The sequence below is a fragment of the Paenibacillus sp. NMA1017 genome, from assembly GCF_058895805.1.
On sequence record NZ_JBZXYR010000005.1, the window covers coordinates 1 to 13,448 of the forward strand.

The following is a 13,448-nucleotide window of genomic DNA, read 5'->3' on the forward strand; positions in this document are numbered from 1 at the left end:
CTTGAAGACGACGAGGTAGATAGGTTGGGGGTGGAAGTGCAGTAATGCATGGAGCTGACCAATACTAATCGGTCGAGGGCTTATCCTAAATAAAACGCAAATGAGTTTCGGATCCAGTTTTCAGGGTGTAACCTTGAAACAAATGCTTAATATTCCCTGATAGCTCAGTTGGTAGAGCACTCGACTGTTAATCGAGTTGTCACAGGTTCGAGTCCTGTTCGGGGAGCCATATGGAGAGGTGTCCGAGTTGGCCGAAGGAGCACGATTGGAAATCGTGTAGGCGCCAAAAGCGTCTCGAGGGTTCGAATCCCTCTCTCTCCGCCAGAATTATTTTATTGCATGGCCCGTTGGTCAAGGGGTTAAGACACCTCCCTTTCACGGAGGTAACAGGGGTTCGAATCCCCTACGGGTCATAAAAACATCATAAAAGAACTTGCAATAAAAAGTTCGTTATGGTATAATATGAGAAGTGCTTAATTGTGGAGGCTTAGCTCAGCTGGGAGAGCATCTGCCTTACAAGCAGAGGGTCGGGGGTTCGAGCCCCTCAGCCTCCACCACTTGAAAAATAAATATTTATTACTGTCGCGGGGTGGAGCAGTTCGGTAGCTCGTCGGGCTCATAACCCGAAGGTCGCAGGTTCAAATCCTGCCCCCGCAATTAATTTCCTATTGGAAATGCCTCTGGAACTGTGGTGTAGAGGCCTAACATGCCTGCCTGTCACGCAGGAGATCGCGGGTTCGAATCCCGTCAGTTCCGCCATTAGTAATACAATGTTTATTATAGAGCCTTAGAATGAGGCTCGGTAGCTCAGTCGGTAGAGCAGAGGACTGAAAATCCTCGTGTCGGCGGTTCGATTCCGTCCCGAGCCACTTTTAATTGAATATTTTATGTGCCGGTGTAGCTCAACTGGTAGAGCAACTGACTTGTAATCAGTAGGTTGGGGGTTCAAGTCCTCTCGCCGGCACCATTTTTGGAGGATTAGCGAAGTGGCCAAACGCATCAGACTGTAAATCTGCTCCCTTACGGGTTCGGTGGTTCGAATCCATCATCCTCCACCAGTTTTATAGGGGCATAGTTTAAAGGTAGAACAACGGTCTCCAAAACCGTTGGTGTGGGTTCAATTCCTGCTGCCCCTGCCAATCATTCATTACTTACGGCGGTCGTGGCGAAGTGGTTAACGCACCGGACTGTGACTCCGGCATTCGTGGGTTCAAGCCCCATCGGCCGCCCTTTACTTATTGGGGATTAGCCAAGCGGTAAGGCAACGGACTTTGACTCCGTCATGCATAGGTTCAAATCCTATATCCCCAGCCATCTTTATGCGGACGTGGCTCAGCGGTAGAGCATCGCCTTGCCAAGGCGAGGGTCGCGGGTTCGATTCCCGTCGTCCGCTTTGTTATACTCTGGCGCCATAGCCAAGTGGTAAGGCAAAGCTCTGCAAAAGCTTTATTCCCCAGTTCAAATCTGGGTGGCGCCTCCATAATTTAATACGCCGGCGTGGCGGAATGGCAGACGCGCTCGACTCAAAATCGAGTGGGAAACCGTGGAGGTTCGAGTCCTCTCGCCGGTATTAACTATAAGAGTTCATTAGAGATAATCTCTAGTGGGCTTTTTTTATTTGAGCTTTAGTACCCCACTCATGGCTTGAGCTGAAGACACCTTTGAGTTGTATTCCAAATGCGAATAAATATTGGCTATTATTGCGTAATCACTGTGACCCGGCCATTCCTGAACTTCTTTCATGCTTACCCCTAATACATCTACATAAATATACTACAGATATTCAAGACAATAAGAATTGTCAGAAGATAAGCGATAGGATTCCTGTTATTCCTTCATACGGATCAGAAGCTCATAGAACGTGTCCACCAGTGGCAGTATACGGCGACTGGCTTTATTCTTGGTTCGGTCCCTTTCAATTTCAATATATCTACCATTCAAATTGCCCGATGTGGCGGTATGTTTAATATTAATAGTCCAATTCAATAAATCAATAGCCGACCATTTTAATCCTACGACCTCGCTTCGGCTTAGCCCATAAAAGGCAGCCAGGATAACGGAAAGCTCAATTCTTTCGCCTCGGATTACTGCGAGGAGTTGATTCAGCTCCTCGGCATTGTAGAAGCTCACGACGTAATTGTTCTTTTTTGGGCTTTCAACTAAGTCAGGGAGATTCGCCACAATCGGCTTTATTTTCACGGCATACTGAAGGGCTCTGCAAATGTTCGCGTGGCAATGAATAACGGTATTAGCGCTGACACCTTGCACATTCATTTCATGGGTATACAAGGTCTGAAAATCCTCTGTAGTTAAATCATCAAGCAATACATCCCTTTCTCTCGGAAAAAGGATCTACGCGGCCTTTTACAGTGTCGGAATAGGAGATATAGGAGATAAGCCCGATACTGTTTTTCATCATCTCTAGCCATTGAAGCATAAAGTCTGCGAACAGCCTTTTGCTATTACCGGATGGAGTAGCCGCTTTTACTCTTACAGCATATCTTCGTTTTCAACCGCGAGTGCTTGTCCTTCCATATGATAATTCTTCCTGGCTTCCTGAAGCAAGATTTCGGCTCTTTTCTTGGTTCCTTTTATCTTAAGCCCCGTAGGGATCCATTTTGGTTATCGTTTACCATTCTCATCTTTACAGTTAGGCGGATGTCCCGTTGCGCTTTCTCCTCTTCCAACAACTCCAGAGGGTGAACCCGATCCTTTTTCAAATACCGGTTGAGCTTCGGAATGGATTTGCTATAAAAGTGGTAGCTGAATCCGCCGATGGATTGCTTTAGCGCCCAGAAGGTACATTTGATTTTGAACCGGGCGGTATAAAGTTCGATGATCTAAGTCGCCTCCAGTGTCAGATCGGTGCTGGCTAAAATGGAGCATCGCCTGTTCGGATTCACCAGCAAAAACCACAGTTTTGGGTATACTCTTTGGCCCCATAACATATCCAGACACAGGTAACTGACGGATTATTCTTTGCCATACATGCTCACGATAGCGTACTCAAACGCGACGATACGGCTTTAAAACAGCTCGGCCAAGCACCACCTTTGTCCTCTTTTTACGGTAGCGACCCCGGTCTGTGGCAGGTGTACCATGACGTTCATAGGCAACGGTATTGGACTTGGCTTCGGTTACACAACAAACCCATGAAAAGCGCCTCCAAAATTGCGTCACATTTAACACAATTGATATTGATAATCAATATCAATTGTGTTAATATAATTTTGTTCACTAGTGAACAAAAAATAATCTAATGGTGACACTGAACTTGGTCTGCAACTACTACAAGAGAGGGGAGATTGGGAAATTGGAGTTTCAAAATCATTTTAAAGGTCATCTTTACGAGCAATATATTAAAATGCTACATCTGAATGAGCTGTATACGGAACAAGAATTTAACTCGTTTCGGCAACAGGCCAGAAAGTACCAGATTGACATGCTCTCCAACAATATTACTAGTGTACACGTTATTGATTGCATTGGTGATTATGAACCGATAAATCATACCGGGATTGTGGAGAAGATGGGGTTGTCCAAAGCTAGCATTACTAAAATTAGTGCAAAGCTGCTGGAAATGGGCTTCATTATGAGAAGTCAACTGAACAGCAATCGTAAGGAGATTTACTTTAGTTTAACGGATAAGGGAAGACACGTTTATCATTTGCATAAAGAACTGCACAAAGAAAAAGAAGAAAGGTTTTATCAATTCATTGAATCCTATTCAGAGGTTGAGCTGCAGACTATTGGAAAATTTATGAGCGATTTGGTGGCGCGTGCCGAAGAATACTCCGAAGGGAAGTTTACGATAAATGACGACATTAAAGATTGAGGAATTAAGATCCAAGATTGAAGGGAAAGAAATTTTAAAAGGGCTCACACTGGAGATTCAGGGCGGAGAGATTCATGCGATTATGGGGCCTAATGGGACGGGAAAAAGTACATTGGCTTCAGCTTTAATGGGCCATCCCAAATATGAGGTTACTGGCGGTAAGGTGACATTGGACAATGAAGACCTTCTGGAGATGGAGGTGGATGAGCGTGCCCAGGCAGGCTTGTTCCTCGCTATGCAATACCCAAGTGAAATTGCTGGCGTGACCAACTCGGACTTTCTCAGAAGTGCCATCAATGCACGGCGTGAAGAAGGCGATGAGATATCCTTAATCCGTTTTATCCGTGAAATGGAGAGCAAAATGAAGGGGCTGGAGATGAACCCGGAATTTGTGCATCGTTATTTGAATGAGGGATTCTCTGGCGGTGAAAAAAAGCGGAATGAGATTTTGCAAATGATGCTACTTGAACCCAAGTTTGTGATCCTGGATGAAGTGGACTCAGGGCTTGATATTGATGCACTGCGTATTGTGGCCAATGGCGTAAATGAGATACGCAGCCCGGATAGAGGATTTTTAATCATCACCCATTATCAACGACTGTTGAATTATATTACCCCGGATTTTGTGCATGTCATGATGCAAGGCCGGATAGTTAAATCTGGCGGTCCGGAGCTTGCCCACCGTTTGGAGGCTGAAGGGTACGATTGGGTGAAGGAGGAACTTGGGATTACGGATGAGACGGTAAGGGAAGCTTAAAAGCCGGAGAGGAGGAACAGCACGTGGATATACAAGCTAGAGTTTCAATGAATGTGGACGATTTACGCGCATGGTCAAGCGCTAAGGATGAACCTCGTTGGCTGATTGAACGCCGCGTTCACGCACTCGAACTGGCAGGGACGCTGGAGTTGCCTAAAGTGGAGAAAATCAATCTCGAAAAATGGGATATCTATGAAAGTGGAGATTACAAAGCTGAGAATGCGTGGTCTAGTTTGGAGGAAGCGCCGGAGGTTGTTCGAGGTTTGGTTGCTTCTCCGGTGAAAGGCGGACTAATCGTTCAGTTCAACTCGGATGTAGTGTATACGAAATTGTCCGAGAGCTTAGCCGCCCAGGGAGTCATTTTAACGGATCTGCATACTGCGGCAAAAGAGCATGAGGAGCTGGTTCAACGTTATCTCTTTCAGGCAGTAAAGCCAGAAGAACATCGTTTATCTGCTGCACACAGTGCCTTATGGAGTGGTGGCGTTTTTCTATATGTCCCAGACGGTGTAGAGGTTGAAGCACCTATTCAAGCGATCTTTCTTAACGATACAAGCGGTGTGTGTTTTGCTCCTCACGTCTTAATTGTGGCTGGGAGCAACAGCAAGATCACTTATGTGGATAATTGTGTATCGAGTGGTGATGATGTCAAGGTATTGCATAACGGTGTGACGGAGGTCTTCGCGGGGGCGGGCTCAAAGGTGCAAGTAGCTTCGGTTCATCAGCTTGCTGCAACTACAACAGATTTCACCCAGCGACGGGCGGTCGTTCTTGCTGATGGGGGTGTGGAATGGATTATCGGTGAGATGAACAATGGTTATACCGCCAGCGATACCAAGACTTTGCTACAAGGCAACGGGGGGGTCTCCGACAATAAGGTGATTGCTATTGGCACGGGCAATCAAAAATCGAGCTATACAACTCAAGCTCAGCATTTTGGCAGAAGCTCGGTAAGCCAGATGATTACGCGTGCAGTCATGCTTGAAGAAGCTACGGCCATTATCAACGGCATTACAAAGATTGAAAAAGGTGCAACCTATTGTGATGGTCAGCAAACAGAACGCGTGCTTATGCTAAGTCCTAAAGCTCGCGGCGATGCCAATCCGATCCTGCTGATAGATGAGGATGATGTAACCGCGGGTCATGCTGCATCCGTGGGGCAAGTAAATGCAGAGCAAATCTATTATCTGATGTCGCGCGGGATATCACGGAGTGAAGCCGAACATCTTGTTATTTTCGGATTTCTCGCTCCTGTCATTTCGGAGATCCCGCTGGAAGGTGTTCGCAGTCGCCTAAAAGATTTAGTGGAAAGCAAGCTCGGCAGATAATAGCAAATCAAAATGAATCTTGAAAGGTTAAAAAGGAGTGATACTAATGGCTAAAAAAGCACCAGATATGGGCGAATATAAATATGGGTTTCGCGACAAGCACCAGTCTATTTTTCAATCTGGAAAAGGTCTGACGGAAGAGATTGTCCGGGAAATTTCCCGGATCAAGGAAGAGCCGGAGTGGATGCTCAATTTTCGGTTGAAAGCTTTGAATCAATTCTACAAAATGCCGATGCCTGAATGGGGAGCGGATTTGACCGGGCTAAATCTTGATGACATCCAGTATTACGTTCGCCCTTCTGAAAAACAGGGAAAGACCTGGGAGGAGGTTCCTTCCGAGATCAAAGCAACCTTTGACAAGCTGGGAATCCCTGAAGCGGAGCAAAAGTTCCTAGCGGGCGTATCCGCTCAATATGAGTCGGAAGTAGTTTATCACAGCATGCGGAAAGAACTGGAGGATCAGGGCGTTATTTTCCTTGATACGGATAGTGCATTAAAGCAATACCCCGAAGTGTTTAAGCAACATTTTGGGACGATCATCCCTCCCGCCGACAATAAATTTGCGGCGCTTAATAGTGCGGTTTGGTCAGGCGGTAGCTTTGTATACATTCCGAAGGGTGTTCAGTGCGAGGTTCCTATACAAGGTTATTTCCGTATTAATTCTGAAAACATGGGTCAATTCGAGCGGACATTAATTATTGCCGAAGAGGGCAGCTTTGTCCATTATGTTGAAGGATGTACAGCACCTATTTATAGTACCAGTTCTCTGCATAGTGGAGTTATTGAAATTATTTGCCGGAAAGATTCCCGTGTCCGTTACACGACCATTCAGAATTGGGCTCCTAATATCTACAACTTGGTAACCCAAAGGGCTGTGGCAGAAGAAAATGCCACAATGGAATGGGTGGACGGCAACATCGGCTCCAAGGTAACAATGAAGTATCCGGCAGTATTATTGAAAGGACGGGGAGCCAAGGGGTCTATCCTGTCTATTGCCGTAGCCGGTAAAGATCAGCATCAAGATGCTGGCGCGAAGGTAATTCACCTTGCTCCCGAGACAACATCTACGATTATATCCAAATCCATCAGCAAGCAGGGCGGAAAAGTAAACTACCGAGGGTTGTCCAGCTTCAGCCGCGATTCCGCAGGGTCCAAGTCCAATATTAAGTGCGATACGTTGATATTGGACAACATGTCAACATCAGATACGATTCCGTACAATGAAATTAAAAACGATCAGATTACTTTGGAGCACGAGGCAACAGTATCCAAAGTGTCCGAGGAACAATTGTTTTACTTAATGAGCCGCGGGCTTACAGAACAAGATGCTACACAAATGATTGTAATGGGCTTTATTGAACCGTTTACCAAAGAATTGCCAATGGAATATGCCGTTGAAATGAATCGGTTGATTCAATTTGAGATGGAAGGAAGCATCGGTTGATTCATTAATTTAATAGATCAAACCTTTATCATTCTTTAAAGAAGTGCGAGGTGCTAGTAATGAAGAAAAATAATTCGGACGATTCAGAACTAGCTCAAATTACCCGAGAGATACGAAAACTTCAGTTCTGCTTCAATATGCTGTCAGGATTGAGCGCAAGTTGTGGTGTGATGATACCTTTAGACTCTATTCATACGCTTATAAGGGAACTTTCGGATCAAGAGGTCACTCTTAGGCAAAAAGCAAAGGATCACTCAGACGATCTAGGGTGAAAAAAGGTCTGAATTGACGATTGGTAAAATAATGGGGGGAGTTGACATAATGGATGAAAATGGAGTTTTATTCGATGAAGTATCGGAAGTTCTTCTCAAACTACGTCCTTTCTTACTGCGTGACGGTGGAGATGCTGAACTGGTCGAGGTTGAGAACGGTATAGCAAAATTAAGATTTTTGGGAGCTTGCAATGGTTGCCCAAGTGCTACGATTACGTTAAAGGTTGCTATTGAGCGCGCAATTCTTGAGGAAATTGATGATATTAAAGAAGTTGTACAAGTATTCTAAATTCCTTGATACTGAGCAACTGAGTTAGTCCTGTCGCAGACCATAGCTACGGAAGTTGATCCCGCTGCTCAATACCAAAGTACATCGACAGATTACCTTGCGGGTCGAAATCGACGAGCAACACTTTTTTTACTTCATCAAACAAGGTATTATCAATATTTTATTCGGTATCGAGTGGGAAACCGTGGAGGTTCGAGTCCTCTCGCCGGTATACACAAAAGGATGATAAAATGCTTAAAGGCATTTTATCATCCTTTTTATTATATATTCATGATTTTGGCAACAAGGTTAACATGGATTTGACCAGGTCTTTGAACTTATAGTAAGATGGCGGTACTGAAAAAACATTTTCAGTTTATTAAGTATGAGAGAAATGAGGACGAATATGCAGGAAAGAATTTTGGAGGCTTTTGTAGAGGAAGTTCATGAAAATGGTTTGAAATTTACGATGGATGATCTTGCGAAAAGACTCGCCATTAGTAAGCGTACGTTGTATGAACATTTTTCGTCTAAGACGCTTATTTTAGAAACACTTATTGAGCGTACTAATGATGATATGATTCGGAAAACAGATCAAATTATTGGGAATAATGAATTATCTTTGTTAGACAAGATTAAGCAGTCGATTAGGGTCATGCCTCTGTATTATAAGTTTTACGATTTAAGAATATTGGACCAGATGAAAAAGTATTATCCTGAGCAATGGAAAAGGGTACATGCCGATTTAAATGACTGGTCTCCGATTAGAACATTAATTCAGGAAGGCATCCGAGAAGGGATTATTGTGAACAAAAATGAGGCTTTGATCATGAAGCTTATTATTGAATCTGTAAATTTAACGCTTGATCAGCGATTCTTTCTGGATAACAGTGTGACGGTAGAGGAAGCAACTTATTCTATTGTAGATATTTTGTTGTTCGGATTGGTCGAAAAATAAAAAATAGCCTCAACAATATGCTGCATATTTGAAGAGGCCATTTTTGTATATGAAAACTAAGAAAACAATTTTAGTTTCAATTGTTTTTGAAAAAGAATAATAAAGTTTATCTAATATTAAATAAAGAGATACGGAAAAGGAAGGATGGAAATATGTCTATACTCACAAGAAATCGGGGAGCAATGCTGTTATTGATGCTTAACATTTTTTTGGCATTCATGGGGATTGGCTTAGTTGTTCCTGTGTTACCTAAGTTTATAAGTGAGCTAGGAATGAATGGTTCCTCGATGGGACTGATGGTTGCAGCTTTTGCGTTGACACAGCTTTTATTGTCACCATTGTCAGGAAAGTTGTCTGATCGTTATGGACGTAAAAAGTTGATTGTTTCTGGGATGTTCATCTTCATGTTATCAGAGCTTGTTTTTGGACTAGCGAGTTCTATTCCTACCCTGTTCATAGCACGAATCATGGGCGGAGCAGGGGCTGCGTTGCTTACTCCTTCTATTATGGCCTATGTCGCAGACGTAACCTCGTTTGAGGAAAGAGGCAAGGGGATGGGCATGATCAATGCAGCGATTAACACAGGCTTTATAATCGGGCCAGGGATTGGCGGTTTGCTTGCCACATATGGAATACGCATTCCCTTCTTTGCGGCAGCAGGAGCTGCGGGAATAGCAGCTATTTTGTCTCTGTTAGTGCTGCCTGAGTCTTTGAGCAAGGAAAAACAACAATATAATAGAGAGCTTCCACGTCAGAAAGAAAACCTTTTGCAGCAATTTGCTAAGTCCTATCAATCTCCATATTTCATGGGTTTACTCATTGTATTTGTCGTTGCTTTTGGGTTAGCTAACTTTGAAACAGTGTTTGGACTGTTTGTTGACCATAAATATGGTTTTACACCGATGGATATTGCCATCATCATAACGACAGGCTCCATTTTGGGAGCAGTTGTCCAAGCGACTATATTTGGATGGATCATTAATCGTTTTGGAGAGAAAAAAGTAATTCACCTCTGTTTGGCTATTGGGGGCCTGTTCATTTTTCTAACCCTATTTGCTGAACAGTACGTGATGATTATGCTGACGACCTTCATCATTTTTCTGGCTATGGATATCCTTCGTCCGGCAGTAAGCACTTCTCTATCGCGGCAGGCCGGAGATGAGCAAGGCTTTGTGGCAGGCATGAACTCATCCTATACCAGCTTGGGTAATGTGATTGGACCGCTAGTTGCGGGATTGCTGTTCGATGTTCATATTAATCTGCCTTATATGGTTGCAGCTATAGCGTTACTGGCTTGTCTTGTCCTTTCACTACGTTCCAAGCAAGCGGGTGAGCAACACTCGATAGCCCGCGCAGCAGAACAGCATAGAGGAGGATAGCCGCAGGTCTATACTCATCCCCGACTTAGGTCTAGGTTCAAAAACCGTCTGGGGTCCGTTTTGTCAAACACTTGTTCAGCGTACAATAAGGACATAAGCAAGACACAGTGAAAGGCGGTGAGAGATGATGAGAGTTAACAAAGGGAATGGGTTAGCCATTGTACTGATCGTGTTGGGTTCGATTATGCTGCTCGGTAAGTTTACTCCGTTTTTCGGTCACTTTTTAGGACATCTGATTGGTTACTTAATTCCGATAGCTATGATCATGCTAGGCTACTACGGTGTGAAAAAAGGAAATGCGCTCTTCGGCTGGATCGTACTTGTACTCGGGGGACTAATTTTGCTTGGCAAACTGTCCTGGCTTCTGGGACCTCTACTAGCAATCGGGTTAATCATATTTGGTGTATCCATGCTGAGCGACCGCAGAAGACGCTACTGATTTAACAGCTTTGAGAATGAAGAAATTGTACGAACACAAAGAATCTAAATTATGAAGATACGAAATTGTGAAAGGAGTAGACGCCAATGAGTGTTTTTCGAAGAATGCGCGATATCACGGTAGCGACCTTCAATGAGCATTTGGAACAAAGCCAAGACCCGGTGCAACTGATTGACCAGTTCTTGTATAATACCCGCCAGGAAATTGCCGAAGCGGAAAAACTCCATCAACAGTATGCGATGCATACAAGACAGATGAAGCAGCAGTTGGATCATGCTTTGTCTATGCAGACCAAACGGGAGGAACAGGCGCTACTGGCTTTAAAGGCTGACGAAGAACATATCGCGAAGCTGGCCCTTCAGGAGAAAATGCTATATGCAGAAAAAGAAGAGCAGTATAGAGAACTGTGGGAGCAGAGCCGTGAATCACTACGTGAGCTTGAACAACAGCTAGATACGTTAAAGACAGAATATCAAACGGTACACAGCAAACGTCAGTATTATGCGGCACGTGTACAGACGTTGAGACTCCAGCAGCAAATGAACGAACGGGCTGGTACATACGGTGGACGAAATGTTCCCCGAATGTTCAACCGCTTGGAAGACCGGGTAGCCGATATGGAGGCAGAAACGATGAGTCTGCGCGATTTACGTCGGGGTGAGGGCGACCATGCACAGGATGCCCAGGGCGGTGGATCGCTGCTCGAACAAGAGTGGGCGAGACTGAAAAGCAAGCTGAACAACAGCGGGAAGGAGTAAATTGATAATGACCCGAATTTACAGATCAAGCCGGGATAGAGTAATAACAGGTGTATGTGGCGGTCTTTCTGACGCAACAGGAATGGACTCAACATGGATTCGTATTCTGGTTGTGATCAGTTTCTTTATTACAGCAGGAACCACATTTATGATTTATGTGATTGCGGCACTGGTTATCTCCAAAGAGCCGAGATCTCCTTTCGATGGAGGATTTGGCCCTGACAGCGGACCCTACAATCAACAGGACCCACGCTATTATGGCAGTAACAATACGAGATCGCAGTATGGGCAGGGAACTGGTTACAATCAGGGCGGCGCATACGGCAATTCGAACCCGTTTTTTGGTCAAGATGCCCGCAACTCATCCAAATTTAACACAGGTCAGAACAACGACTTGGATTCCATGATGGAAGATATTGAGAAAAAGGCAATGAAAAAAGAATTGGCAGAGTTACGCAAAAAAGTAGAGCAATTCGAGAAGGGAGATCGTAAATAATGGGGATCTTTAAAAGAATGAAGGATATGACAAGAGCATCGGTGAATGAAGTGTTGGATAAAGTGGAAGATCCGATTATTATGTTGAATCAATATTTGCGCGATATGGAGGCGGAAATTCACGAGGCTGAGGTAACGGTTGCCAAGCAAATGGCGAATGAACGACGTATGAAACAGCGTTTGGAGGAAGCGGTACGTGTATCCAATGAGCGTGAGAAGCAAGCCGAATCCGCATTGCGAAATGGTCAGGAAGAAGTAGCGCGCAAGCTGTTGGGAGAGAAGATTTATTTTGTGCAAAAGCAGGACGAATACCGCGACTTGCATACACAAGCTGAGCTTCAAGCAAAAGAATTGGTACAGCAGCTTCACGACATGAAAGATGAATTCTATAAAATGCGCAACAAACGCAATGAGCTGGTATCTCGTGCGCAAATGGCGAAAGCCAAAAAGCAAATGTCTCAAATCAATAGTCTGCACACGATTGAAAGTGGGTCTGCTTCACTGGGATTCCACCGTATGGAAGAAAAAATCATGCAAATGGAAGCTGAAGCTGACGTACTGCGTGCTCCTTACCGTCAAGCTCCAGGAGAAGCATATGTTAATCCGGCAGAGGCTGAAAAACAGTTTAAAGTGGATGAGCAGCTTCAACAGCTTAAGTCCAAAATCCAGACAGGTGCTAAACCAGTAGATATAAAAAAGGACTGACTACTCGGAAATAAGACATTATGATATGCTGTATGGAATGGACACTGGTCAATGATCGTGCTCAATCTGTATGGTTAGGGAAAGCCATATGGCGGATGTCGCGCCACTATGGCTTTTCCTTCCTGTATAAACAAAAAGGGGGTGCAGCATGGAGAGAAGAAAATCAGCCTTGGCACTGGCAGGGATCGCTGTCGGAGTTATCATTTTATTCGGTCAGTGGATTGGGTTCCTCTCCGTGGTTGCACTGATCCTGATGTTGACCGGAATATATAAGATTCGCAATTCCAAAATCAAAAAGGGTTACACGATGCTCGCAATTGGTGCTGGACTGTTGGTGCTGGATCATTTGTTCCTGTTTGTGGTAGTCACACTGGCATCATTAGCTGTGTTCTATTCACGTTCAAGGAAGCTGCATAAAGGTCAAGGTTCCATATTCAAGCACAATTTTATATCCAATCATAAATGGGATGAAGTGCCGTGGAGTTTACGGAGCACAAGTATATGGCATGTGGTTGGAGATGTGGACGCCGATCTGACGTTGGCTCTCCCAGAGGAACGTGAAACCGTCATATTTTTGCAGGGAATCTTCGGTGACATTGACATCACGCTACCAGATAATTACGGTGTAGAGGTGGAGATGTTCGTATTGTTCGGGCAGATTCAGTTTGACCGGGATCATGAGGCGGGAATGCTCAATCGACTGGTTTGGAAGTCTCCCCATTTTGAGCAGAGTGAATATAAAGTGAAGTTTGTCGTTTCGTACTTGGCGGGCGATGTCCGCGTCCGATTTTATTGAATCAGGAGGAGCCG

Annotated in this window: 13 protein-coding genes, 15 tRNA genes and 1 rRNA gene; 28 read left to right on the forward strand and 1 reads right to left on the reverse strand. The window is 44.5% G+C overall.

Annotated features, from left to right (window positions below):
- The 16 genes from AC5ELV_RS14140 to AC5ELV_RS14215 form a co-directional block, all read left to right on the forward strand.
- Positions 1–88: ribosomal RNA gene (locus AC5ELV_RS14140) — 23S ribosomal RNA — on the forward strand; the annotation flags it as partial.
- A gap of 65 nt (positions 89–153) precedes the next feature.
- A tRNA-Asn gene (locus tag AC5ELV_RS14145) sits at positions 154–229 on the forward strand.
- 3 nt (positions 230–232) lie between these two features.
- A tRNA-Ser gene (locus AC5ELV_RS14150) sits at positions 233–324 on the forward strand.
- A 17-nt stretch (positions 325–341) separates the two neighbouring features.
- A tRNA-Glu gene (locus tag AC5ELV_RS14155) sits at positions 342–413 on the forward strand.
- Between the two features lie 68 nt (positions 414–481).
- Positions 482–557 (forward strand) — tRNA-Val (locus AC5ELV_RS14160).
- Positions 558–583: 26 nt separating this feature from the next.
- Positions 584–657 (forward strand) — tRNA-Met (locus AC5ELV_RS14165).
- A gap of 25 nt (positions 658–682) precedes the next feature.
- Positions 683–759: transfer RNA gene (locus AC5ELV_RS14170), tRNA-Asp, on the forward strand.
- Positions 760–796: 37 nt separating this feature from the next.
- Positions 797–869 (forward strand) — tRNA-Phe (locus AC5ELV_RS14175).
- Positions 870–891: 22 nt separating this feature from the next.
- Positions 892–967 (forward strand) — tRNA-Thr (locus tag AC5ELV_RS14180).
- A gap of 5 nt (positions 968–972) precedes the next feature.
- Positions 973–1,058 (forward strand) — tRNA-Tyr (locus AC5ELV_RS14185).
- Between the two features lie 7 nt (positions 1,059–1,065).
- Positions 1,066–1,139 (forward strand) — tRNA-Trp (locus AC5ELV_RS14190).
- 17 nt (positions 1,140–1,156) lie between these two features.
- Positions 1,157–1,229 (forward strand) — tRNA-His (locus AC5ELV_RS14195).
- A gap of 10 nt (positions 1,230–1,239) precedes the next feature.
- Positions 1,240–1,314: transfer RNA gene (locus tag AC5ELV_RS14200), tRNA-Gln, on the forward strand.
- Positions 1,315–1,321: 7 nt separating this feature from the next.
- Positions 1,322–1,393 (forward strand) — tRNA-Gly (locus AC5ELV_RS14205).
- Positions 1,394–1,405: 12 nt separating this feature from the next.
- Positions 1,406–1,480: transfer RNA gene (locus AC5ELV_RS14210), tRNA-Cys, on the forward strand.
- Between the two features lie 11 nt (positions 1,481–1,491).
- Positions 1,492–1,570, forward strand: a tRNA-Leu gene (locus AC5ELV_RS14215).
- A 257-nt stretch (positions 1,571–1,827) separates the two neighbouring features.
- Here the strand turns inward: AC5ELV_RS14215 and AC5ELV_RS14220 are convergent.
- Positions 1,828–2,325 carry a tyrosine-type recombinase/integrase gene (locus AC5ELV_RS14220; protein ID WP_493430713.1) on the reverse strand — a complete coding sequence of 166 codons (498 nt, stop codon included), beginning with the start codon at positions 2,323–2,325 and terminating at the stop codon, positions 1,828–1,830.
- Between the two features lie 988 nt (positions 2,326–3,313).
- Here AC5ELV_RS14220 and AC5ELV_RS14225 point away from each other — a divergent pair.
- The 12 genes from AC5ELV_RS14225 to liaF all read left to right on the forward strand — a co-directional run bounded on the left by AC5ELV_RS14225 (position 3,314) and on the right by liaF (position 13,434).
- On the forward strand, positions 3,314–3,835 hold the full coding sequence (locus AC5ELV_RS14225; protein ID WP_023990248.1) for a MarR family transcriptional regulator: 522 nt from the start codon (positions 3,314–3,316) through the stop codon (positions 3,833–3,835).
- The gene (gene sufC, locus AC5ELV_RS14230; RefSeq protein WP_493430714.1) at positions 3,816–4,592 is read left to right on the forward strand and encodes a Fe-S cluster assembly ATPase SufC; all 777 of its coding nucleotides are present in this window, start codon (positions 3,816–3,818) and stop codon (positions 4,590–4,592) included. The genes AC5ELV_RS14225 and sufC overlap by 20 nt, the downstream gene beginning before the upstream one ends.
- Before the next feature lie 23 nt (positions 4,593–4,615).
- Positions 4,616–5,920 (forward strand): Fe-S cluster assembly protein SufD, encoded by a 1,305-nt coding sequence (gene sufD, locus AC5ELV_RS14235; RefSeq protein WP_493430715.1) that lies wholly within the window; start codon positions 4,616–4,618, stop codon positions 5,918–5,920.
- Between the two features lie 46 nt (positions 5,921–5,966).
- Positions 5,967–7,364 (forward strand): Fe-S cluster assembly protein SufB, encoded by a 1,398-nt coding sequence (gene sufB, locus AC5ELV_RS14240; protein WP_023990245.1) that lies wholly within the window; start codon positions 5,967–5,969, stop codon positions 7,362–7,364.
- A 321-nt stretch (positions 7,365–7,685) separates the two neighbouring features.
- Complete coding sequence (locus AC5ELV_RS14245; protein ID WP_013373004.1) at positions 7,686–7,925, forward strand: NifU family protein; 240 nt, start codon at positions 7,686–7,688, stop codon at positions 7,923–7,925.
- Positions 7,926–8,310: 385 nt separating this feature from the next.
- Positions 8,311–8,862, forward strand: coding sequence for a TetR/AcrR family transcriptional regulator (locus tag AC5ELV_RS14250; protein ID WP_071642898.1), 552 nt, complete (start codon positions 8,311–8,313; stop codon positions 8,860–8,862).
- 152 nt (positions 8,863–9,014) lie between these two features.
- Positions 9,015–10,241 (forward strand): MFS transporter, encoded by a 1,227-nt coding sequence (locus AC5ELV_RS14255; RefSeq protein ID WP_493430716.1) that lies wholly within the window; start codon positions 9,015–9,017, stop codon positions 10,239–10,241.
- Between the two features lie 127 nt (positions 10,242–10,368).
- Positions 10,369–10,680, forward strand: coding sequence for a LiaF transmembrane domain-containing protein (locus tag AC5ELV_RS14260; RefSeq protein ID WP_493430943.1), 312 nt, complete (start codon positions 10,369–10,371; stop codon positions 10,678–10,680).
- Positions 10,681–10,766: 86 nt separating this feature from the next.
- Complete coding sequence (locus AC5ELV_RS14265) at positions 10,767–11,438, forward strand: PspA/IM30 family protein (protein WP_013311897.1); 672 nt, start codon at positions 10,767–10,769, stop codon at positions 11,436–11,438.
- Positions 11,439–11,445: 7 nt separating this feature from the next.
- Positions 11,446–11,934 (forward strand): PspC domain-containing protein, encoded by a 489-nt coding sequence (locus AC5ELV_RS14270; protein WP_023990239.1) that lies wholly within the window; start codon positions 11,446–11,448, stop codon positions 11,932–11,934.
- Positions 11,934–12,638 (forward strand): PspA/IM30 family protein, encoded by a 705-nt coding sequence (locus AC5ELV_RS14275; RefSeq protein ID WP_493430717.1) that lies wholly within the window; start codon positions 11,934–11,936, stop codon positions 12,636–12,638. The genes AC5ELV_RS14270 and AC5ELV_RS14275 overlap by 1 nt, the downstream gene beginning before the upstream one ends.
- 148 nt (positions 12,639–12,786) lie before the next feature.
- Positions 12,787–13,434, forward strand: coding sequence for a cell wall-active antibiotics response protein LiaF (gene liaF / locus AC5ELV_RS14280; protein ID WP_493430718.1), 648 nt, complete (start codon positions 12,787–12,789; stop codon positions 13,432–13,434).
- The last annotated feature ends 14 nt before the right edge of the window (positions 13,435–13,448 follow it).

Bases quoted from the DNA above. Each gene is read 5' to 3' on its own strand.
- sufC (WP_493430714.1), top strand. From the start codon at position 3,816: ATGACGACATTAAAGATTGAGGAATTAAGATCCAAGATTGAAGGGAAA.
- sufB (WP_023990245.1), top strand. From the start codon at position 5,967: ATGGCTAAAAAAGCACCAGATATGGGCGAATATAAATATGGGTTTCGC.
- AC5ELV_RS14245 (WP_013373004.1), top strand. From the start codon at position 7,686: ATGGATGAAAATGGAGTTTTATTCGATGAAGTATCGGAAGTTCTTCTC.
- AC5ELV_RS14250 (WP_071642898.1), top strand. From the start codon at position 8,311: ATGCAGGAAAGAATTTTGGAGGCTTTTGTAGAGGAAGTTCATGAAAAT.
- AC5ELV_RS14255 (WP_493430716.1), top strand. From the start codon at position 9,015: ATGTCTATACTCACAAGAAATCGGGGAGCAATGCTGTTATTGATGCTT.
- AC5ELV_RS14260 (WP_493430943.1), top strand. From the start codon at position 10,369: ATGAGAGTTAACAAAGGGAATGGGTTAGCCATTGTACTGATCGTGTTG.
- AC5ELV_RS14265 (WP_013311897.1), top strand. From the start codon at position 10,767: ATGAGTGTTTTTCGAAGAATGCGCGATATCACGGTAGCGACCTTCAAT.
- AC5ELV_RS14270 (WP_023990239.1), top strand. From the start codon at position 11,446: ATGACCCGAATTTACAGATCAAGCCGGGATAGAGTAATAACAGGTGTA.
- AC5ELV_RS14275 (WP_493430717.1), top strand. From the start codon at position 11,934: ATGGGGATCTTTAAAAGAATGAAGGATATGACAAGAGCATCGGTGAAT.
- liaF (WP_493430718.1), top strand. From the start codon at position 12,787: ATGGAGAGAAGAAAATCAGCCTTGGCACTGGCAGGGATCGCTGTCGGA.